The following is a 20,698-nucleotide window of genomic DNA, read 5'->3' as shown; positions in this document are numbered from 1 at the left end:
TGGGGCGCAGGATGATGTACTGAGGTTCCTTCCGAACCGGGGCGGCTGCATTGAACAGGCAGCCGGGGAGGGCATGGAGTCGATGAGAGCGTCGTCATGGAAACACGAGTAACAGGGGTTCCGTCCCCGCCGCGGCCCGTCCGGATCTTCATCCTCAACGACCACAAGCTGGTCCGCCAGGGGCTGAGGGACCTGCTCGAAGATGAGGGGTTCGAAATCGCAGGTGAAAGTGGGTCGGCCGCAGAAGCCACCCGCCTTATCTCCAGCCTGAAACCAGATCTTGCTGTATTGGACGACAGATTGCCGGACGGGACGGGCATCGAGGTCTGCCGTCAATTGCGCTCCGCCGTCCCGGACGTGAAATGCCTGATCCTGAGCAGTTGGGACGAACACCAGGCTGTGCGGGCAGCCGTCCTGGCCGGCGCGTCGGGGTACGTACTTAAGCAGGTGGGGGGTATCAACGAGCTGGTGAACGGCATACGCAGCGCCGCCGCCGGCAGTTCGCTGTTCCAGCCTGGCGTCAGGGAAAGGGTGGCTGAAAGCCTCTACGCAGCCGCCTCCGCCGCCTGGCTGAACAGCCTCACAGGGAGGGAGCGGGACGTGCTTGCGCGCATGGCCCGGGGCCTGACCAACCTTCAGATCGGGCAGGACATGAGACTCCCTGAAGAGGAGGTGGCTGTCTGCGTATCCTCCGTGCTGCAGAAGCTGGGCTTCCGGCGGCGGGGCCAGCTGATTCCAGTTCCCATCCCCCGCGCGTGGGATCTCCTGAACTAAGGTAGGGGCGCGGTCCAGGTCACGGTGGTGCCCTGGCCCAGGGTGCTGTCGATAATGCAGGCACCTCCAAGGCGGGAGGCCCGGCTCTTCATGTTGTTCAGCCCGCTGATCCGGGCAGGATTTGTAAAGCCGCAGCCATGGTCCCGGACGGTGAGTACCACCTCGCCCTCCTGCGCGGAGAGGAGGACATAGATTTCCTCCGAGCCCGAGTGCCGCACTGCGTTGCTGACGCTTTCAGAGAGCACGGGCAACAGCTGTTCGGCCACCTCGTCGTCCACCACGTCATCGACGGGGCCCGAGAGCTGAATCCTCGGGAGGAATCCGGCGGCGTTTGCAGCTTCCTGGACGGCGCGCAGCACGCGGCCGCTGAGAAGCTCCCGGTCCTGCTCCCGCGCCTGGAGGGCGTAGATGGTGTCGCGGAGCTGATGGATACAGTCGTCCAGTTCCGTGGTGATGCCGGCGATCCGCCGCTCGTGGGCAAGAGGATCCCCGGTGTAGCGGCGCAGGCCCTGGATGCTCAGGCCTGCCGCGAACAGCCGCTGGATCACCAGGTCGTGCAGGTCCCTGGCAATCCGTTCCCGGTCGATGAACAGCGCGTGTTCCTCCCGTAGCTGGTTGGCCCGCAGCAGGTCCAGCGTCAGGCCGATCCGGGAGGCGAACACCGCGCTCTGTTCAACATCTACATCCGTATACGGTGTTCCGCTGGAGGGCCTGGCAAGGATCAACAGGCTGTCCCTGTGTCCGTCACTGTTGTTGCCCAATGCAGCCACCAGGATGGGACCGATCTTTTCGGTAGACGCGGCATCGAACACCTCGCGCGGGTCCGTGAAGGTCCTGGACTCCCCCGTTGCAAGGACCTGGGCCACAGCATCACTGACCGGCAGCTCCTGCCCCGCCGGTATCGATTGGACGCCCAGGGAAGTCCGGCACCGCAGGCTCCCGTCCCCGGCGACCGACGCGATAACGGACAACGCCGAGGCTGAGGCGTGCAGCGCCCGGTCCGCAATCATGTCCAGGTTCTCGGTATCGGACCTTGGATAGGCCTTCAGCCGGTCGCTGACGTCCATGCCCGCTTCCAGCCACCGCTGGCGGCTGTTGCTGTCCTCGAACAACCGCGCATTCTGGATGGCCACGCCGGCGGCAGAGGCGAGCGCAACCGCCAAATCTTCGTCCTCGGCCGTGAAGTCGTGGCCATCGATCTTTTCAGTCAGGTACAGGTGCCCGAAGACTTCGTCCCGGACACGGACCGGGACCCCCAGGAACGTCCTCATGGGGGGATGGTTGGGCGGGAAGCCAACCGCTATGGGATGCTCGCCCAGGTCGTGGAGACGCACAGGTTTGGGTTCCCGGATCAAATGCCCCAGCACACCATGCCCGGTGGGAAGATCACCGATGAGCCGGGCACCTTCTTCATCGATGCCCACCGTGATGAAATGGCTAAGCTGCTGGTCATACCCGATCACGCCCAAAGCCCCGTACCGCGCGCCGACGAGCTCGCACGCCGACTGCACCACCCGGTCCAGCACCGCTTCCAGGCTCAGGTCTTCAGCAAGGGAAACGACGGCGCCGAGCAGGCCTTCCACATGTTCCTGGGTGCGAACCAGTTCGTCCGCCCGGTCCACGAATTCGCGAAGAAGTTCCCGGGTCCGCCGCCTGATAGGTTCACGCCACATAAGAAAACACCTCAGTCATAAAGCAGCATCACCCACGGCGGGCTTCATCGCCCTGGATCTGACATGTGACAGCCCCCAGTGTCTCTCACTTCCATGCTAACAACCAGTGTGGGCGAGTGGCTTAATGATTACGGTCCGGCTGCCTCCGGCCGCCCCTGCCGTGCCCGCCGCCTTCGGGCCGGCCGCACCGCGGCCACGGGCACCTTGACCGGGATGCTGAACCTGAAGGCCCTGCGGGCGATGTGGTGCGTGGCGTGCCGGCGCCGGACGGGGGGCGGCGGGGCGGGCAGCTGCTGGGCGTCGCGGGCGAAGAACCACTGCTTGGCCAGCTCCACCAGCACCAGGTACACCACCACCATGCCCAGCAGGGCAAGGAAGAACGGGACCGGCAGCGGGTCGAACCCGAGCAGCGCGGCCAGCGGCGAAAGCGGCAGGAACACCCCCAGGGCCACCACTCCCAGGGAGGCCGCGATCAGGCCTGCCGAGGGCCGGCTGCGCAGGAAGGGAACACGCCGGGTGCGGATAGCGAAGATGATCAGCGTCTGGGTGGCGATTGATTCGATGAACCAGCCTGCGCGGAACTCCCCCGGCACCGCGGTGAACACGAACAACATCAGGGCGAACGTGGCGAAGTCGAACAGGGAACTGATGGGGCCGAAGAGAAGCATGAACCGCCGGATGAAAGCGATGTCCCAGTGCGACGGCGCCCGCAGTTGCTCCTTGTCCACACGGTCGCCCGGGATGGCCAGCTGCCCGGAGTCGTACAGCAGGTTGTTCAGCAGGATCTGGCCCGGCAGCATGGGCAGGAAACTCAGCACCACGGAGGCCGCGGCGGCACTGAACATGTTGCCGAAGTTGCTGGACGTGCCCATCAGTACGTATTTGATGGTGTTGGCGAATATCCGCCGGCCCTCCATCACGCCCTCCGCCAGCACGCCCAGGTCCTTGTCCAGGAGGACGACGTCGGCGGCGTCCTTGGCAACGTCCGTTGCGGTATCGACGGAGATGCCGATGTCCGCCTTGTGCAGTGCCAGGGCGTCGTTGACGCCGTCGCCCATGAAGCCCACGGATCCGCCGCTGAGGCGCAGCAGGCTGATGATGCGCGCCTTTTGTTCGGGCGAGACGCGCGCGAAGATGGTGGCCGTCCGCACGGCGGAGGCGAGGTCGGCGTCGGACATGGCCTCAACCTGGGCGCCGGTGAGGGTGCCGCCGGAGATCACGTCCAGGTCCGCACAAACTTTCTCCGCCACCTTGGCGTTGTCGCCGGTGGCGATCTTCACCGAGATCCCCAGTGCCTCAAGGAGGTCCAGGGACTGCCGGGCGTTGGCCTTGGGACGGTCCAGGAACACCAGGAAACCGGCCAGGGTGAGGTTGCGCTCGTCCGCAGGTGTCAGCCTGTCCAAGTCCGCGGCAGGGCGGGTGGCCACCGCAACCACCCGGGAGCCGGCGTCGAACTGTTCGTCCAACACCGCCTGAACGGCCGGCGGGGTAGGTCCGCACAGGGCAAGGATGTCCTCCGGGGCACCTTTGGTGACCAGCCGGGCCGGTCCGCCGGCTTCACGGACCAGCGAGGTGGTACGGCGGCGCTGGTGGTCGAAGCCGATCAGGTCGAGCCGTTCATAGCGGGCCGGTTCGAAGGCGGTGGCGGGGGGGCTTTCCCAGAGGGCGGCGTCCAGCGGGTTTTGCCCGGCTGCGGAGGTTCTTGCTTCCGCGTAGTCAGTTTCCGTTGCCAGCAGACCCAGGGTGAGCAGGTCGCCGTCGGATGTGCCCGGTGTTACCGGAATCGCGCGGGTGAAACTGATCCGCCCCTCCGTCAAGGTGCCCGTCTTGTCCGTGACCAGGATGTCCATGTCCCCCAGGTCCTCGATGCACACCAGCCGTTTGACCAGCACCTTTCGCTTGGCCAGCTGCCGGGTGCCGGTGGCCAGGGATGTGCTCACGACGGCGGGGAGCAACTGCGGGGTGATGCCTACGGCGATTGCCAAGGAGAACAGCAGCGATTCCAGCAGTGGGCGCTGCAGCAGCAGGTTGGCCACGAAAATCAGGGTGGTCAGCACGATGGCCACCTGCAGCAGCAGGAAAGAGAAGCGCTTGAGTCCCAGCTGGAACTCGGTCTGCGGCTGCCTCTCCCCCAGTCCCAGCGCGATGCGGCCGAATTCCGCCCGCCCGCCGGTCGCCACCACCACCCCGGTGCAGCCCCCTGACTGGATCACCGTGCCCATGAAGGCGCAGGAGGCGAGGTCGCCGAGGGCTGAGCCGGCGGCCACCGGAGCTGTCTCCTTGGCGGCAGGCTGGGACTCCCCCGTGAGGATGCTTTCATCGCAGAGAAGGTTGTTGGTGGTGATGAGCCGGATGTCCGCGGGGATGATGGCGCCCAGGGAGAGATGGACGACGTCGCCCGGCACCAGGGCGGTAACGTCCACGTCCCCGGGGGTCCCGCCGCGGATCACCACGGCGCGGTGGGTGACACGGTCATGCAGGGCTTCGGACGCCCGCTCCGCACGGTACTCGTTGGTGAAGCCGAGGCCCACGCTGGCCAGCAGGATCAGGCCAATGACGATGGAGTTGGTGGCGTCGCCCAGGAAGAGAGACAACCCGGCGGTGACGATCAGGAGGATGAGGATGGGGCTGGCAAACTGCCGGCCCAGTACGGCCCAGGCGTTGGCGCGGTGCGTGCGGACCGCGTTGGGGCCCAGCTGCTGGAGTCGGGCGGCCGCTTCCTCCCCGGTGAGGCCGCCCGGCCCGGAACCCAGGCGCGACAGCGTTTGATCCGCCGTCAGGCTCGCGGCGTCGGTGATGGCCAGCTGGAGGGAGCTGCGCTCCCGGACGTTCACGTCTGTCATGCCGGATCCGTTCGAAACGCGTTGGCACCGTGGCTTTAACCTAAGGCAAGGGTACGACGGCAGGGCCGGTTCAATCAGGCGGCCCGGGACTGGTGGCCGTGCCCAGGATGTGGGCGAGGGAAGGGTTCAGGCGCTGCGCCGGGAAGCCAAACCGCTCGTTGGCCTCCACTCTGAATCCCGCCGCGGTGATGGCGGCAAGGGTGTCCCGGTTGAGGTGGCAGCCGCCCATGAACCGTCCCCAGACCGGGGTCAGCACGTCTTCAGCCCTGGCCAGGACCGCATGGGCGGACCGGACGTGCTCGTAGTAGGCCAGCGTTCCGCCAGGGCGCAGGACACGGCGGATCTCCGCAAGGACGGTGCCCTGGTCCTTGACGCTGCAGAGGACAAGGCTTGCCACCACGGCGTCGGCGCTGCCGGTTTCGGCGGGGATTTGCTCCGCGGCTGCATCAATAACAGACACCGGAACACTGGCGGAACCTGCCGCCTGCTGCGCCACGCTCCTCAGGTAGTCATCGGGCTCAAGGGCCAGGACGTGGGTGACGGCCGGTGGATAGAGCGGAAAAGAGGATCCCGTTCCCGCTCCAATTTCGATCACCGATCCTTTCAGCCCGGCCAGGATGCGACGGCGGTGTTCAAGGGCCCCGCCACGGTCCATACTGCCCACGGCGCGGGCAAAAGCACGGGCGAAGATCGGGTGCTGCAGGCTGTTCAACCGGATACCTCCCCGCCCGCAGGCAACCAGATGTTCCGCGCGGCCCGGACACCACAGGAATCGGTGGCGGCGTGCGCAATGGACACGGCCAGGAGCGACCCGCTCCTTTGGGCGGCCCATCCGTACCCCAGGCCGATCAGCCCGGCACCCAACAGCACCGGCCAGCGGCCCCGCGGATGGGGCCGAATGGACAGCGGAACCAGGTGCCATGCCGTAAAACCGAGGGCCGGCCAGAGCCAGCCAAGGACTTTCCGTCGAGGAAAGACAACCATTGGCACGCCCCGCCAGAGCGCTTCCTCAGCCAGCGCGTTAGTGACGCCAATGCCGATGGCGGCGAACACCGCCGTCGTGCCTACTTTCCGGGCGTTGGGGATCAATTCGGTGGTGATGGCACCCGCGGGCGGAAGGAGCAAAATGCCCCAGAATAACCCGCGCCGTTGCGTTGCCGGACCGTCCGGCGTCCGCCAGAGCTCCACCAACCGGGGCAGGCCGGCCACTGCAAGGGCCGTTCCCCAGCACAGTGTCCAGTAAGCGGCGAACCCCGCCTGGTAGCCGCGCCGCTCCCCGAACCGCCCGACCGCCTGGCGGAAGACGGGCAGCATCACGGCCGGCACTGCCGCCGGCAGGACTGCGGCCAGCAACTGGCTCCGTGCGGAAGGACGGCTGATCGGACCCACTACTTAAGGCTCAGGACTTCGTCGATCGGCCGGCCGTTGACGAACACCTGCGCGCTCGTGGCCCCGGAGGCGGCCATGGCCGTGTACTCCAGCTGCGCCTTGGCGCGCGGGACGTCGCAGACACCGCCCAGCATGAACTGTCCGGAGAGCCAGATGCTGATGGTGCTGCCGTCCAGTTCGCCGCCGAGGTAGGTCAGGGTCGACTGGTACAGGACGTTGATGAGCCCGGAGAGGCCCACATCGCGGCTCTTGTTGGCCAGCAGGGTCCCGACGCTGGGGCCCACCTGGTCCGTGAAGCGGACCGGTGCCGTGGTGGTGGCCACCAGGCTGTCGCCGCAGCCGATCTTCGGCCCCGACACACCGTTGTCACCCACCGCCACGTAGTAGATGGTCAACGGGGCGGTTTGTTCAGGCAGACCCGTGGGGGTGGGTTCCTGTGTGGGCGGCGGGCTTGCCGGGGCGGACGACGGCGGTGCGGCAGCTGGGGTGGTGGGCGCGGCTGAGGTGCTGCCGGGCGTCGTCGGGGTCGCCGTCATGGTGGGGGCCGGCGTCGTGGTCGGGCTCGCCGTCGTGCTGGGGCTGGCGCTGCTCGCGCTGGGACTCGGGGCCGCGGAACTGGTGGTCGGGGACGGGCTGGGAGGTCCGAAACAACCGGTGAGGACCATCAGGCCGCTGAGCCCGAGAACGCTGAGTGCCGAAAGCCTGGGCCTGGTCATGGTGCCCCCTTGGATGCGGGTCCCGCGGCCGTGGGACCCGCATTCACGCTACGCCTCGGGGGTTACTCCAGGACAGGGACTAAAGTCCGGGCAATCGGTGCCTTGGGTTGTTGTGCCCATCGCCGGATACCGTGCACGTGTGGAAGCATTCAGTGGGGCCTGTCTGCGGGCCGGCAATGGAATTGGGGGAAAATGACGCATCGGATGGAACCACAGCGGCCTCTGCTGGCGGTTGTCCTGGTCCTGGGGGCTCTCATTGTGGCGGCATGTGCCGGCCCCGATCGTCCTGCCACGAAGACCAGCAGCGCCCCGCCGGTCACGGAATCCCCGGCCCCGTTGGGAGAAAGCTTCACCAAGTATGAGGGGCTGCGCGTGGAGTTGATCGCCGCCCTGGAACAAAAGCTCCCCGGCATCAGCTGGACCGTGGAGCAGCCGGCAACATTAGCCAGGCTGGCTGACGGCAGGTGCATGTTCTACCCGCAGACGATGAAAAGCAGCGCGGATGTGGTGGAGCCGTCACACCGGTTCGCTGACATCTTCTCGGCTGCAGACCCAATCCTGGCGCGCTATGGCTTCCCCCCTTTCGGCGGGACGGACGCCGTTCCCGGCGGCTGGACGGTGGCCCGCAGCACGGACCCTGCCGGAGCCACCCTGAGCGTGGAGTCCAAGAGCCCCGCGTACCTGCGCATCAGTGCCCCCGTAGACTCCGCTACCTGTGATCCGGCAGAACTTCCCGGGGCCTGAAGGGGAAGTTCTGCCCATCGCACCAGTACTTCGAGCGCGCATAGGATGACGCTGGCTTAGCGTCGAAACAAGGGGGACGGACAGATGCCTGGATTCTACGGGGCGGACATTGACCAGTTGCGGGCGCTCGCTAAATCAATGTCGCAGCAGTCAGACAGGATGACCGCGCTGTATGGGGAACTGGGGCAGCTGCTGGCCCGCGCGCCGTGGGACGGGCGCGACGCCACGCGGTTTCGGGCCGCCTGGGACAGGGAACACCGGCCCGCCTTGAACCGCGTCGCCGCTGAACTGCGGAGCCAGGCACGGCAACTGGCCCTCAATGCGGACCAGCAGGCCCAAGCCAGCGGCAGTGCCGGCGCCAGTGCCGACGGCTCCGCCCGCGGCGGGAAGGGCGGACCCGATCGGTCCGGGAGTCCGGACTCAAACCCGCCGGGAGATCCCGGACCGCTGGACCCGCACCTTCCCGACGTGCCTGTGCCGGGTGACGTCCGCAAGGACCCTGACGCCGGGAATCCCGCCGACATCAGGCAAGGACAAATTGGCGACTGCTGGCTCCTGGCCGGGATAGGTTCAGTTGCCCAGATGCTCGAGCGCGAAGGCAAGGTTGATGAGTTCCTGGCCGAGCACCTGCGGCCCGTGGGCGATCCGCCCACGCATTGGGTGGTGACCCTGTACCAGGACGGTAAACCCGTTGAAGTAACCGTTGAGGCAAAATCCACCGAGGGTGGCGTCCGGGGCGGCGACGGCGCGCCAAACTGGCTGTCTATCTACGAACGCGCAGCGGCTGAACAGCGGGGCGGCTCCTACGAGGACATCGACGGTGGTTTCAGCGACGACGCCATGGGGCTCATGACAGGAAAGTCATCAAACAGGGATGGAGAACTGGACCTCCAGGCCATCGAGGACAAACTCAACAGCGGCCAAGCCGTTTCCGTGGGCAGCGAAGGCGTCAAGGACGACGACTTCGACTGGTTTTGGGAGCCTGCCGAGGTCAACCGTACCGATGTGGTCCCCAACCATGCCTACATTGTCACTGGTGTGAAAACCAACGGCGACGGTGAAAAGGTGGTGGTCCTGGCCAATCCGTGGGGGCCGGCCGGCGGTCGCATGGAGGGCGACAGCGATCCCAAGTCGGGCACCCTGGAATTGACTGAAGACCAGTACAAGGAGAACTTCGACTCGGTGTACTCCGTGGACGTGAAGTGAGGATGGCCGTGGAACAGCGTTTAACAGTCAGACAGGGCATGCAGCCCGGCTTCAGCGGCGTCCTGGTAGGAATCGTCAAGATCGGCGTTTCCGGCGGCGCCCCCGCCATCCAGGTTTGGATCCGCACCTCCGGGCAGGAAGTCAAGCAGGCCTTCCGCGAGGGCCAGTCGGTGGGGCTGCCCGGAGCCGGGACCCTGCGGTTCGACGCCATCCGGCCTGCCGACGGCCACCACGAGGCGTCGGCGGACCTGGCCTACGCGGAGGGCCCGGCCAGCGAGGACGGCCCGGCCAACTGAGGCAGCGGGAAGGCTGCGGGCTGGCGACGCCAGTTCAGTCCGCAGCCCCCGTACGCCTACGGATGCACCAGCACCTTCACTGCCGTGTCCTTGTGGTTGATGAGGGTGTCGAAGCCCTGCTCCACCAGGTCCTCCAGCGCGATCCGGCCGGTGATGAACGGCTTGAGGTCCACCTTGCCCTCCTGGACCATCCTGATGACGGCGGGGTGGTCGCGGACGTAGGCGATGGTGCCGCGCAGGTCGATCTCCTTGAGGACCAGCTTCTGCATGTCAACGGTGGCGGGCGCGCCCCAGATGGACACGTTGACCACCACGGCCCCGGGCCGGACGGCGTCGAGCATGGTGTCCAGCACCGCGTTCACGCCCGCGCATTCGAACGCGACATCAGCACCGGTGCCCCCGGTGAGTTCCCGCACCCGGGACGGGACGTCCTCCTTGCTGGGATCCAGCACATGGTCCGCCACCCCGCTGGAGGTGGCCTTTTCCTTGCGCGCCTTGGTGAGTTCGCTGATGATCGTGGTCACGCCCATGCCCTTCAGGACCGCGGCGGTGAGCAGCCCGATCGGCCCGGAGCCGCCTACCAGGGCAACGTCGCCGGCTTTTGCGCCGCTGCGGGCGACGGCGTGGTGCGCCACGGACAGCGGCTCGATCAGCGCCGCCTCATCCAGCGGAATGTCCCCGACGGGATGCACCCACCGCGCGTCCACCACGATTTTCTCGCTCAGCCCTCCACCGCCGCCTGCCAGCCCAATAAAGCCCAGTTGCCGGCACATGTGGTAGCTGCCCGCCTGGCACATGTCGCAGTCGCCGTCCACAAAATAGGGTTCGACGACGACGTTGTCCCCCACCGCGAGACCCGTCACTCCTTCGCCGACTTCAGAGACAGTCCCGGAGAATTCGTGCCCCAGGGTCACCGGTGGCTCCTCGTGGGTAAGGGGGTGCGGATGCCCGGGCGCGGGGACGAAGATGGGCCCTTCCAGGTACTCGTGGAGATCGGTGCCGCAGATGCCGCACCACGCGACGTCGATCTTCACCGCCCCGGCGCGGAGTTCCGGCTCCGGGATGTCCTCGATCCGGATGTCCTTGCGGGCGTGGAAACGTGCTGCCTTCATGATGGTCCTTTCGTTCGGTGAACATGATGGTCTTCGAAGCCCGCAGCCCCTGCGCCGGACCGGGCCGGGCCGGGCCGCAGGCGCACATCGTCCCACCGGTTATGCCGGCCCGGTAGGGACCTTGGACTGCGCCTTGTGGGCAGTGGTGGTCGCGGCGCGCCGGGTGCCGGCCAGCACGCTGACTCCATAAAGCACCGCGGCAGTGGTACCGACGGCGGCCACCACCACGCCCAGCAGCCTCACGGCGCCGTCGTGCGCCAGCAGGAGACCTGCGGGCCCCTGCAGCGCGGCGGTGGCGCAGCCGACCCACGTGATGAGTGCCCCGACGCGGGCCCGCGATGCCGATCCCCCAAGGAGGGGTGGCGCCAGAAAACCTGCCAGGGCGGCGACGCCGGTGACGACGAGGACCGTGCGTTGGGCGATCGAGTCCATGCCGAGCGGCCCAGTTGCTCCCGGCCCGAAAATGCCCCAACAAAGCATCGCTGCGGCAAAAAAGAGCATGCCGATCCCGGCAATGACCGTCACCCAGCCGTGACGGGGAGGGCGTATTCCGGCGGCAAGAAGCGTGCCCCACCGGTCCTCGGCATACAGCACCAGAAGAACCGCCAGCGCGAGGGCCATTAGGCCAAACCCGCCGTAGATGATCGCAAACGTCCAGCCCTCAAGGTTTCCCTCGCCGCCGGAGGTGAGCACGCCTTCAACGGCCAACTGCAGAAGGCTGCCCAGCGGGAGCCCCAGGAGGATCGGGGCCAGCAGCCCTGTTGCGGCGCCCGCGACGATGAAGACCATCCAGGCGGGGACGCGCCGCCCCCAAGGTTGAATCAGCGCCAGCCCGAGGACCACGGCCACGACGTCCATGGCGGTGGTGATGATGTTGCCGGTGAAGAAGCGGGTGGTGTCCATATAGCCCAGGCCCGATCCCGGTTTCATGCCAAAGTCCGAGCCGGCCAGCCAGGCGACCTTGATCAGGAGGTAGGGCGTCACTGCCACTGCCAGCATCCAGAAGGCTGCGACCTGCCAGCGTCTTCTAATCGTCATTGTCTGCTCCCCCAAGCGTTATGGAGATCGTTCTCTAGATGATGGTCTCCAGAATGGCATAGCATGAGGGCAATGCCTAGACCCGTCTCCTATTCCCGTGAAGAAATCCTCGATGCCGCCCTGCTGGCCGTCCATGAGCATTGGCGTTCGGCCACCGTGGCTCATGTGACGGCCAGGCTGGGCGCGCCCTCCGGTTCGATCTACCACCGGTTCCGGTCCCGTGACGCACTCTTCGTCTCGGCCTGGCTCCGGTCAATCAAGCGCTTCCACCATGAGCTCCAGCTGGTCGAGATAAGGGACCCGGTCCAGGCCATCGTTGAAACGGCGCTGCTGATCCCGCGCTTCTGCCGGGACCACCCGCTGGACGCCCGGATGATGACCGTGTACCGGTACAAGGACCTCATGGAGAATCCGCCGGCAGAAATGCTGCCTGACTTGGCAGACCTCAATGCGCCCGTCGCTGACATCCTGAAGCGCCTGACCCTGGCCCGGTATGGGCGGGTGACCCCGCATGGGCTCGCCCTGGTTGCGCTCGCCTGCCGGGAAGCGCCCATCGGATTGGTCCGCCCGATGATCGGCGACGCGATCCCGCCCTGGATTGATGATGCTGTCCGCGCGGCGAGCACTGGGATCGCGCGCCTGCCGGACCAGCCGTAGCAGGCTCGCCCACCGGGTTACCGGATGTGGTGGCTGGGCTGCAGTTCGTAGACGGGCGTCTCCAGGCCCTCCATCCGGGCCTTCAGCTGCAGCGCCAGGTAGGCCGAGTAGTGCCGGCTCTGGTGCAGGTTGCCGCCGTGGATCCAGAGGTTGGGGACATTGGTTGGTTTCCACATATTGCGCAGCTCCCCCTCCCATGGGCCAGGGTCTTTTGGCGTGTCTGAGCCATAACCCCAGCACTTGCCCACGCGGTCCGCGATCTCGGGCGAGACCAGGTCCGCCAGCCACCCGTTCATGGACCCGTAGCCGGTGGCGTAGACAATCAGGTCGGCCTCCAGCTCCGTCCCGTCGTCCATCACCACGGCGTTGCCGGTGATCTTGGCAACCTGCCCGGACTTCAGCTTCACCCGGCCGTCGATGATCAGCTGGGAGGCGCCGACGTCGATGTAGTAGCCGGAGCCGCGCCGCAGGTACTTCACGAACAGCCCGGACCCGTCCACGCCGAAGTCAAGGTCGAACCCGGCAGCCTCCAGCTGCGAATAGAACTCCGCATCCCGGGACGCCATCTGCTGGTACACCGGCACCTGCGCGTCCGGCAGAATGCGCATCGGCAGCGAGGCGAACAGCAGGTCCGCCTTCTCCGTGGTCACCCCGGCCGCGAGCGCCCGCTCCGAGTACAGATCCCCCAGCGCCAGGTCCATCAGCGACTCGCTGCGGGCGATGTGCGTGGAGGAGCGCTGGACCATGGTGACGTCGGCGCCGTGCTCCCAGAGGTCCGCGCAGATATCGTGCGCGGAGTTGTTGGAGCCGATCACCACGGCCTTCCTGCCGGTCCAGTCCCCGCCGCCGGGGTGCTGCGAGGAGTGCCGCTGCTCCCCCAGGAAGGACTCGGCGCCGTCGAACGTGGGGATGTTCGGGTAACCGGAGACCCCCAAGGCGAAGACAAGCTGCTTGGGCCGGAGCGTCACCGGTTCGCCGTTGCGAAGGACGCTGACCGCCCATTCCTGCGTGCCGTCGTCGTACTGCGCGCCAACGCACTCGGTGCCGGACCAGTAGTTCAGCTCCATGATCCGGGTGTAGTGCTCCAGCCAGTCGCCGATCTTGTCCTTGGCTGCGAAGACAGGCCAGTCGTCCGGGAACTTCAGGTAGGGCAGGTGGTCGTACCAAACGGGGTCGTGCAGGTGCAGGGACTTGTAGCGGTTGCGCCAGGAGTCGCCCGGGGTCTGGTTCTTCTCGATGATGAGGGTGGGCACGCCCAGCCGCTTCAGCCGAGCGGCCAGGCCGATCCCGCCCTGGCCGCCGCCGATGATCACGCAGTAGGGCTGCTCCTCATAGCCGAGCTTGGCTTCCTGCTCCTCCTTGAGTTCTTTCCAGGAACGCCGGCCGCGGACGATCTCGTGGGCAACGCCCTGTTCGCGGCGCGGGCCCTTCTTCTCCTCGAAGCCCTTGAGCTCCTGCATGGTGGTGAGCAGGGTCCAGCATTTGCCGTTGCGGAGCCGGAGGTGGCCGTAGCCGCGGGCGGCGCCGGTCTCGAACGTGATCCAGGCTTCCACGGTTCCGTCAGGCTCCGCGTCCCCGGTGGCGTCCTCCGCGAGCGCCCAGTTGGCCGGCCGCACGCGGTCCAGCGTGGCCTCCAGCATGCGGCGGATGTCCTCCTTGCCTTCCAGGGTTTTGAGGTTCCAGGTGAACGCCACGAAGTCCCGCCAGTAGCTTTCGTCCTCGAAGAGCTCCAGCGCGGCGTCCACGTCGCGCCGCTGCAGCGCACCGTCGAGGCCGGCGAGCCAGGCCTGTGCGGCAGCGGTGGGTGTTTGGGTCATCTTCACTCCTTTGTGCTGTTCCATGTGCTGCTCCAGGGGCTCCGACCCGCCGCAGGCCCTGCGATATGCTGGGGCGGACGTGAGCTGCATCACTAGTGGAACCCGGCGGGGGTAACAGCGGCGTTACACGGATCCGGCAAGGGAGCCGGCTGCGAGGAGGAAACGGTGGACTACGGCCAGAGGTTTTCGGACCCGGCGCGGTACGCACGGACGCTGCGGCGCGCACACGAGCTGGTCATCTCCGGTGTGCCGCGGCCCGAGATCCCCACCAGCCTGGTTGATTCGTGGCACCGGTCAATGGCCCTGGGCATCAGCCCGGACCAGCACAGCCCGCGGCACCTGCACGAGGTGTCCGAGGTGCTGGAGCTGCGGCAGGAACACCGGCTGCAGCAGGTGATGCCCGCGCTCCGCGACCTCCTGGCCGACGATTCGCGGGCCGGCCGGCACCTGCTGGTGCTCACCGATGCGAGCGGCGAGATCCTGTGGCGCGTTGGCAGCCCGGCCGTGCTCCGGCGGGCCGATACGTTGGAGTTCTCCGAGGGAGCAGACTGGTCCGAGGCGGGAATCGGCACCAACGCCATCAGCGAGGCCCTGGTCACTGGCGGGCCCGTGCAGCTGTTTTCCGCCGAACACCTGGTCCGGACGCACCACGAGTGGGCCTGCACGGCGGCGCCCATCACGGACCCGGCAACTGGGCGGGTGCTGGGCGTGCTGGATGTTTCCGGCCCGCTGGATACCATCAGCGCGGACACCCTGCGGATGGTGCGGTGCGCCGTGCGGGTGGCGGAGGCTTTGCTGGGAACGTCCGACGCCGGGACCTCCTTGGGCGGGCCGTCTCCCGGAGGTGCGACCCGGCGTCGTGCGCACCAAGATGATCGGTCAGGTGCTGGCGTGGAGTCGCTGGAACTGCTTGGCGACAAGCCTGCAGCGGTGTTTGCCGATGGCAGCCGGACGCCGCTGACGCTGCGCCGGGCGGAGATCCTGGCACTGCTGGATTCCCGGTCCCAGGGGTGGAGCGCCGAGGAGCTGGCGTATGAGCTGCACGGCGACGCGGGGACGCCGCAGTCCATCCGCACGGAGATGTTCCGGGTCCGATCGATGCTGGGCGGGTCCGTGGAATCGAACCCGTACCGGCTCGCCGCAGGCCTGGCCGGCGCCTCCGATTCGGGGCGGGTGCTGCGGCTGCTGCGTGAGGGCCTGGTTGCGGAAGCGCTCGAGGCGTACCGGGCTCCCCTGTTGAGCCGGTCGCTTGCCCTTGCCGTGGAGTTGCTCCGCGGCCAGTTGGATATGGCTGTTGGAGCGGCCGTGCGGGCCAGCGGGAACGCGGGCCTGCTGGTCCGGTGGCTGGCAACGGACATGGGCGCCGCCGACTCCTCCGCCGTGGAGGCGCTGGGCCGGCTGGTGGGCCGCGGCGATCCGCGGTACGTGGCCTTCCGGGCTTCCTGCCCCGCAGGTTGAGCCTGCCCGGCATTGCAACCCGGTGCTCGATGGATCGCCGGGTTGTAAAATAATCGGGGCACAGCGTCCGCCTGCCCACGCCAAGGCCTGTATTTGAGAATGTGCTCCGGGCTCAGCCGGGGCTGCCGGGCAAAGACGGACAGTGTGCACCAGGGAATGGTTTGTCGTTTCCGCCGAAAGCTGGGGAGCATAAGGGATTGTCTGGGGCTACCGAATTTACTGCCGGCCGTTGTACCCGTTGCCGGCCCGCAACAGCTGGTGCCTCCTTTGCCGCGCCCGGAACCGCTCGAGGCTTGTTCACCGCAGGACGCATCGGTCACTAGGAGGCCACCATGTCATTTCCCACGCGATTCCGGGGCTCCGCCGGTGCGGTGCTGGCAGCCGTGGCTGCCGTCATGCTCGCGGCGCCGCCGGCCACCGCCTTTACCTCCACCGTGGCCGTTGATCCGCAGCCCTCGCCCGCGGTGAGCGCTGGCGGGCAGGCCGCCGGCCCGCTGAGCGGCGACGAGGGCCGCTACCTGGTCAGGTTCACCAAGGGCGCGGACGTGGCCAAGGAGGCAGGGTCGCTTCGGTCCCAGGGACTGCATGTCGGACGGACGTTCTCCGCGGCGGTCCAGGGAGCTGCCATCACAGCCACCAAGGCACAGGCGGCTGCCTTGGCACATTCGCCACGGATTTCCCTGATTGAGCCGGATTCGCCCGTTTCTGTTTCCGACACCCAGCAGTCGCCGCCCTGGGGCCTGGACAGGATCGACCAGCGCGCGCTTCCGCTCTCCGGCACGTTCACGCCCCAGTCCACCGGAGCCGGTGTCAGTGCCTATGTCATCGACACCGGGGTCCTGGCGGAGAACACGGACTTTGGCGGCCGGGTGGCCGCGGGCTGGACTGCCATCGCCGACGGCAAGGGCAGCAGCGACTGCAACGGCCACGGCACCCACGTTGCCGGAATCATCGCCGGGAAGACGTATGGGGTGGCCAAGGCCGCCACAGTGGTCCCGGTGCGGGCCCTCGGCTGCGACGGTTCTGGATATGACTCCGACGTCATCGCGGGACTTGACTGGATCGCATCCCAGCACGCCGCCGGCACGCCGGCAGTGGCCAACCTCAGCATTGGCGGCCCCACCAGCACCACGCTGGATGATGCCATCCGGGGAATCATCAATGACGGCGTCACAGCCGTGGTGGCTGCCGGAAACTCCGCTGTGGACGCCTGCACCACCTCTCCTGCACGGGTACCCGAGGCACTGACCGTCGCCGCCAGCGATTCCTCGGACCGGCAGGCAGGGTTTTCGAACTACGGAAGCTGCGTCGACCTGTACGCCCCGGGGGTGGGGATCCAATCCGACTGGGACACCTCCGCCACGTCGGTAGCCACCTTGAGCGGCACCTCCATGGCGTCGCCGCATGCTGCGGGTGCTGCCGCGCTTGCCCTGTCGCGGAACCCGCAGGCAACGCCCGCGGCGGTGACAGCGGAGCTGACCTCCGCCGCCACCCAGGGCGTCGTCACCAACGTGTCGGCGGGCAGCCCCAACCGCCTGCTCTTCACGGGACCGGCTCCGGCGCAGGCGCCGGTCGCGAGGGACTTCACCAGTGACGGCAAGGCCGATCTCCTGGCACAGGACGGCAACGGGAGCCTGTGGACCTACCCGGGCCAGGGCAATGGCCTGTTCGGCTGGCGCATCAAGGTCGGTGACGGCTGGAACGTCATGACCGCCGTCAGCGCGGCAGGTGACCTCACCGGAGACGGCCAGCCGGACCTCGTTGCGCGTGACACCAACGGCACCCTCTGGACCTACCCGGGCCTCGGGAACGGCCTGTTCGGCTGGCGCATCAAAGTGGGTGACGGCTGGAACGTCATGACCTCCATCAGCGCAGCGGGGGACCTCACCGGAGACGGCAAACCTGACCTCATCGCCCGTGACACCAACGGCACCCTCTGGACCTACCCGGGCCTCGGGAACGGCTTGTTCGGCTGGCGCATCAAGGTCGGCGACGGCTGGAACGTCATGACCTCCATCAGCGCAGCAGGAGACCTCACCGGAGACGGCAAACCTGACCTCATCGCCCGCGACACGGACGGCACCCTCTGGACCTACCCCGGCCAGGGCAACGGCCTGTTCGGCTGGCGCATCAACGTGGGCCCGGGCTGGAACGTCATGACCGCCATCAGCGCAGCAGGAGACCTCACCGGAGACGGCAAACCTGACCTCGTGGCCCGCGACTCCGACGGCACCCTCTGGACCTACCCCGGCCAGGGCAACGGCCTCTTCGGCTGGCGCATCAACGTTGGCCCGGGCTGGAACGTCATGACAGCCATCAGCTAGGGGGCGTGCCCAGCAGTCACCAGATGGAGTCCCCGCGCAGGACAACGTCGCTGCCGCCGTCCACGTAGACAATCTGCCCGCACAGGTGAGTGTTTTCGACGCTGTTGAGCCAGGCCAGCAGGCGGGCAACGACGACGGCCTCGGCAATGCCGTTCAGCGGCATGGGGACCTGGTTGAGCAGTGCCGCGCGCGCTTCCTCCGTGGCGATCAGCTCAGCTGTCATGGGGGTGGCAATGACGCCGGGCGCCACGGCGTTCAGCGGGATCCCGGCGCCGGCCCACGCGTCCGCAGCGGCGTGGCGGCGGACCCACCGGGACAGTGCGAGCTTGCTGGAACAGTAGATAAGCCCGCCGGTGGCGGGTTCCCTGGCCAGGACCTCGGCGCGGGCTATGGCTCCGGGCTCGTCACCAGTTCTTAGCAGCGCCACCAGCTCGTCGTCCGTGGCAAAGAGGGCCGCCATGGAGGAAACCACCACGGCACGCGGTGCGTCCGAGCCCTTCAGCAGGGGCCGGAGGCCTTCAAGCGTGGCCACGGCACCGAAGAAGTTCACGGCAGCGGTGGCCGGCGTTGGGAAGTCGAGGCCGGCCACGGCGTGGATCGCGTCGATCCTGCCGCCGCTGACCTTCCGCACCGCATCCGCCAGGGCAGCGCGCCCCTCCCCGGTGGAAAGGTCGGCCACCACCTCAGCGTCATGGATGTCCACCCCGATGACTCGTTCGCCGCGCTGTTCGAGCAGTTCCTTGGTTGCCTTGCCGATGCCGGAGGCTGAGCCGGTAATGACGGAGGTGCGGGGCATGGTGACTTCTTTCCCTGGCCGGACGGGTCGCCACCAACAATGCCCGGCAGCCACCAGCCCCGCCAGAGTCGGAAGGCCCCTTCCCCACCCGGCGCAGATCACGGTTGATCGACAACCCTTGTCACGCCGTTAACCAGCCATTCATATCCTCCTCAAAACCTGTACAACGGCTGGAAATAGCGTGGGAGCCATGGACAACATCTCCCGCAGATCCCTTATTTCCGCCGGCCTCGGGGCCGGTCTGGTCGCCGCACTGCCGAGTGCCGCCGTCGCCGTTTCCACCGCGGACGACTCCGGTCTCCGCACCGATCCCTTCATGCTCGGCATCGCGTCGGGCGAGCCCTGGCCGGACGGCTTCGTCCTCTGGACCCGGCTGGCTGTGAACCCGGTGGCGGAGGACGGCCTGGGCGGCATGCCGTCGCGTCCGGTGGCCGTGCAGTGGGAAGTGGCTGAAGACGCCAACATGCGCACCGTAGTAGCCCGCGGCGTCGAGCATGCCCGGATCGAAACCGCGCACTCGGTGCACGTGGAGCTGCGGGGCCTGAAAGCGGGCCGCGAATACTTCTACCGGTTCCGCACCGGCAAGTACGTCAGCCCGGTGGGCCGCACCCTCACCAGCCCTGCGCTGCACGAGACGCCGGCCGCGCTGGCCATGGCGTTCGCCAGCTGCGCGCAGTACGAGCACGGCTACTTCACCGCGTACCGGCGCCTGGCGGAGGACCACCCGGACCTGGTGCTCCACCTTGGCGACTACCTCTACGAGTACAAGAAGGACAGTTACGTGATCGGCGGCGGCAACCCGCGCGACCACGAAGGCCCCGAGACCGTCACGCTGGAGACCTACCGGCAGCGGCACGCGCAGTACAAGGCCGACGCCGACCTGCAAGCAGCACACGCGGTGGCACCCTGGGCGGTGGTCTGGGATGACCACGAGGTGGACAACAACTGGGCGGACGACGTCCCGGAGAACAGCGACGCCGGCCAGCTGAACGACAGCGTGGAGCACTTCCGGCAGCGCCGCGCCGCCGCGTTCCAGGCGTACTACGAGAACATGCCGCTGCGCCCGTCGTCGCTGCCCGCCGGTCCGGACATGAAGATCTACCGGCGCATCCAGTGGGGCCAGCTGGCCAACTTCCACATGATGGACACGCGGCAGTACCGCGACGACCAGCTCGCCGGCGACGGCTGGAAGAAGAACGTCACCGAACGGCTGGCCGAGAACCGGACCATCACCGGCGCCGAACAGGAGAAGTGGCTGCTGGACGGGTTCCGGAACTCCACCCAGCGGTGGGACATCCTGGGCCAGCAGGTCTTCTTCGCCGAACGTGACCGGAACAAGGCGCCGGAGATCGACGACGTTTCCATGGACGGCTGGGACGGGTACGCGGCCTCCCGCCGCCGCATCACCCAGGGATGGATCGACGCGAACGTGCGCAACGCCGTCGTCCTCACCGGTGACGTGCACCGGCACTGGGCCAACGACGTGAAGGTGGACTACAAGGACCCCGCCTCCCCCGTGGTGGGCTCGGAGCTGGTGTGCACCTCCATCACCTCCACCGGCGACGGCACCGGCTCCACCACGGACGCCACCATGGCATGGAACCCGCACCTGAAGTTCTACAACGACAACCGCGGGTACGTGAACACCCGCATCACCAGGGAGGCAATCAAGGCTGACTTCAGGGTGCTGGACCACGTCACGACGCCGGGTGCACCGGTTTCCACGAAGGCCTCCTTCGAGATCCGAGACGGCGTCCCGGGGCTGCAGACGCGCAGCTGACCTGGCGCCGGGGACCGGCTCACGGGTGGTGCGGCAGATGCTCTTGTTCACCGAGTTACGCAGGCATATTCTTGG

Annotated in this window: 18 protein-coding genes; 8 read left to right on the top strand and 10 right to left on the bottom strand. The window is 67.4% G+C overall.

The annotated features are described in order from the left end of the window. The first annotated feature begins 96 nt into the window (after window positions 1-96). Window positions 97-774: a response regulator gene (locus ACTAQI_RS00755; RefSeq protein ID WP_457948850.1), complete on the top strand. Its 678-nt coding sequence runs from the start codon at window positions 97-99 to the stop codon at window positions 772-774. Here the strand turns inward: ACTAQI_RS00755 and ACTAQI_RS00750 are convergent. From ACTAQI_RS00750 to ACTAQI_RS00725, 6 genes are all read right to left on the bottom strand, one after another. Beyond that, the gene (locus tag ACTAQI_RS00750) at window positions 771-2,447 is read right to left on the bottom strand and encodes a GAF domain-containing sensor histidine kinase (protein ID WP_457948849.1); all 1,677 of its coding nucleotides are present in this window, start codon (window positions 2,445-2,447) and stop codon (window positions 771-773) included. The two genes, ACTAQI_RS00755 and ACTAQI_RS00750, sit on opposite strands and share 4 nt — an antisense overlap. A 128-nt stretch (window positions 2,448-2,575) precedes the next feature. Beyond that, complete coding sequence (gene mgtA / locus ACTAQI_RS00745; RefSeq protein WP_457948848.1) at window positions 2,576-5,290, bottom strand: magnesium-translocating P-type ATPase; 2,715 nt, start codon at window positions 5,288-5,290, stop codon at window positions 2,576-2,578. A 70-nt stretch (window positions 5,291-5,360) separates the two neighbouring features. Beyond that, entirely contained in the window at window positions 5,361-6,002 is a 642-nt protein-coding gene (locus ACTAQI_RS00740; protein ID WP_457948847.1) for a class I SAM-dependent methyltransferase, read from the bottom strand. Beyond that, on the bottom strand, window positions 5,999-6,679 hold the full coding sequence (locus tag ACTAQI_RS00735) for a CPBP family intramembrane glutamic endopeptidase (protein ID WP_457948846.1): 681 nt from the start codon (window positions 6,677-6,679) through the stop codon (window positions 5,999-6,001). Before ACTAQI_RS00735 ends, ACTAQI_RS00740 begins: the two co-directional genes overlap by 4 nt. Next, window positions 6,679-7,074, bottom strand: a complete 396-nt coding sequence (locus tag ACTAQI_RS00730) for a hypothetical protein (RefSeq protein ID WP_457948845.1) — start codon at window positions 7,072-7,074, stop codon at window positions 6,679-6,681. Before ACTAQI_RS00730 ends, ACTAQI_RS00735 begins: the two co-directional genes overlap by 1 nt. Before the next feature lie 13 nt (window positions 7,075-7,087). Next, window positions 7,088-7,330 (bottom strand): hypothetical protein, encoded by a 243-nt coding sequence (locus ACTAQI_RS00725; protein ID WP_457948844.1) that lies wholly within the window; start codon window positions 7,328-7,330, stop codon window positions 7,088-7,090. A gap of 269 nt (window positions 7,331-7,599) precedes the next feature. On the opposite strand from ACTAQI_RS00725, the gene ACTAQI_RS00720 reads away from it, so the two are divergent. From ACTAQI_RS00720 to ACTAQI_RS00710, 3 genes are all read left to right on the top strand, one after another. Beyond that, window positions 7,600-8,139 carry a hypothetical protein gene (locus tag ACTAQI_RS00720; protein ID WP_457948843.1) on the top strand — a complete coding sequence of 180 codons (540 nt, stop codon included), beginning with the start codon at window positions 7,600-7,602 and terminating at the stop codon, window positions 8,137-8,139. 84 nt (window positions 8,140-8,223) lie between these two features. Then, window positions 8,224-9,345: a C2 family cysteine protease gene (locus tag ACTAQI_RS00715; RefSeq protein ID WP_457948841.1), complete on the top strand. Its 1,122-nt coding sequence runs from the start codon at window positions 8,224-8,226 to the stop codon at window positions 9,343-9,345. A gap of 8 nt (window positions 9,346-9,353) precedes the next feature. Continuing rightward, entirely contained in the window at window positions 9,354-9,641 is a 288-nt protein-coding gene (locus ACTAQI_RS00710; RefSeq protein ID WP_457948840.1) for a hypothetical protein, read from the top strand. A gap of 56 nt (window positions 9,642-9,697) precedes the next feature. Here ACTAQI_RS00710 and ACTAQI_RS00705 read toward each other — a convergent pair whose 3' ends face one another. Both ACTAQI_RS00705 and ACTAQI_RS00700 read right to left on the bottom strand, forming a co-directional pair. Continuing rightward, window positions 9,698-10,753, bottom strand: a complete 1,056-nt coding sequence (locus tag ACTAQI_RS00705) for a 2,3-butanediol dehydrogenase (protein WP_457948839.1) — start codon at window positions 10,751-10,753, stop codon at window positions 9,698-9,700. A 99-nt stretch (window positions 10,754-10,852) separates the two neighbouring features. Beyond that, window positions 10,853-11,791 carry a hypothetical protein gene (locus ACTAQI_RS00700; RefSeq protein WP_457948838.1) on the bottom strand — a complete coding sequence of 313 codons (939 nt, stop codon included), beginning with the start codon at window positions 11,789-11,791 and terminating at the stop codon, window positions 10,853-10,855. A gap of 72 nt (window positions 11,792-11,863) precedes the next feature. Here ACTAQI_RS00700 and ACTAQI_RS00695 point away from each other — a divergent pair, with 72 nt between their 5' ends. After that, the gene (locus ACTAQI_RS00695; RefSeq protein WP_457948837.1) at window positions 11,864-12,448 is read left to right on the top strand and encodes a TetR/AcrR family transcriptional regulator; all 585 of its coding nucleotides are present in this window, start codon (window positions 11,864-11,866) and stop codon (window positions 12,446-12,448) included. 17 nt (window positions 12,449-12,465) lie between these two features. On the opposite strand, the gene ACTAQI_RS00690 is transcribed toward ACTAQI_RS00695, so the two are convergent. Further along, window positions 12,466-14,265 carry an NAD(P)-binding domain-containing protein gene (locus ACTAQI_RS00690; protein ID WP_457948835.1) on the bottom strand — a complete coding sequence of 600 codons (1,800 nt, stop codon included), beginning with the start codon at window positions 14,263-14,265 and terminating at the stop codon, window positions 12,466-12,468. A gap of 165 nt (window positions 14,266-14,430) precedes the next feature. Between ACTAQI_RS00690 and ACTAQI_RS00685 the strand changes: the two genes are divergently transcribed. Then, complete coding sequence (locus ACTAQI_RS00685) at window positions 14,431-15,723, top strand: GAF domain-containing protein (RefSeq protein ID WP_457948833.1); 1,293 nt, start codon at window positions 14,431-14,433, stop codon at window positions 15,721-15,723. A 332-nt stretch (window positions 15,724-16,055) separates the two neighbouring features. Further along, window positions 16,056-18,047 (top strand): S8 family serine peptidase, encoded by a 1,992-nt coding sequence (locus ACTAQI_RS00680; protein ID WP_457948832.1) that lies wholly within the window; start codon window positions 16,056-16,058, stop codon window positions 18,045-18,047. A 16-nt stretch (window positions 18,048-18,063) separates the two neighbouring features. Here the strand turns inward: ACTAQI_RS00680 and ACTAQI_RS00675 are convergent, their stop codons facing one another. Then, on the bottom strand, window positions 18,064-18,843 hold the full coding sequence (locus ACTAQI_RS00675) for an SDR family oxidoreductase (protein WP_457948830.1): 780 nt from the start codon (window positions 18,841-18,843) through the stop codon (window positions 18,064-18,066). A gap of 190 nt (window positions 18,844-19,033) precedes the next feature. Here ACTAQI_RS00675 and ACTAQI_RS00670 point away from each other — a divergent pair, with 190 nt between their 5' ends. Then, the gene (locus ACTAQI_RS00670; protein ID WP_457948828.1) at window positions 19,034-20,623 is read left to right on the top strand and encodes an alkaline phosphatase D family protein; all 1,590 of its coding nucleotides are present in this window, start codon (window positions 19,034-19,036) and stop codon (window positions 20,621-20,623) included. The last annotated feature ends 75 nt before the right edge of the window (window positions 20,624-20,698 follow it).

The organism is Pseudarthrobacter sp. alpha12b (genome assembly GCF_054130495.1).
This window is presented reverse-complemented; position numbering and strand designations above follow the sequence as displayed.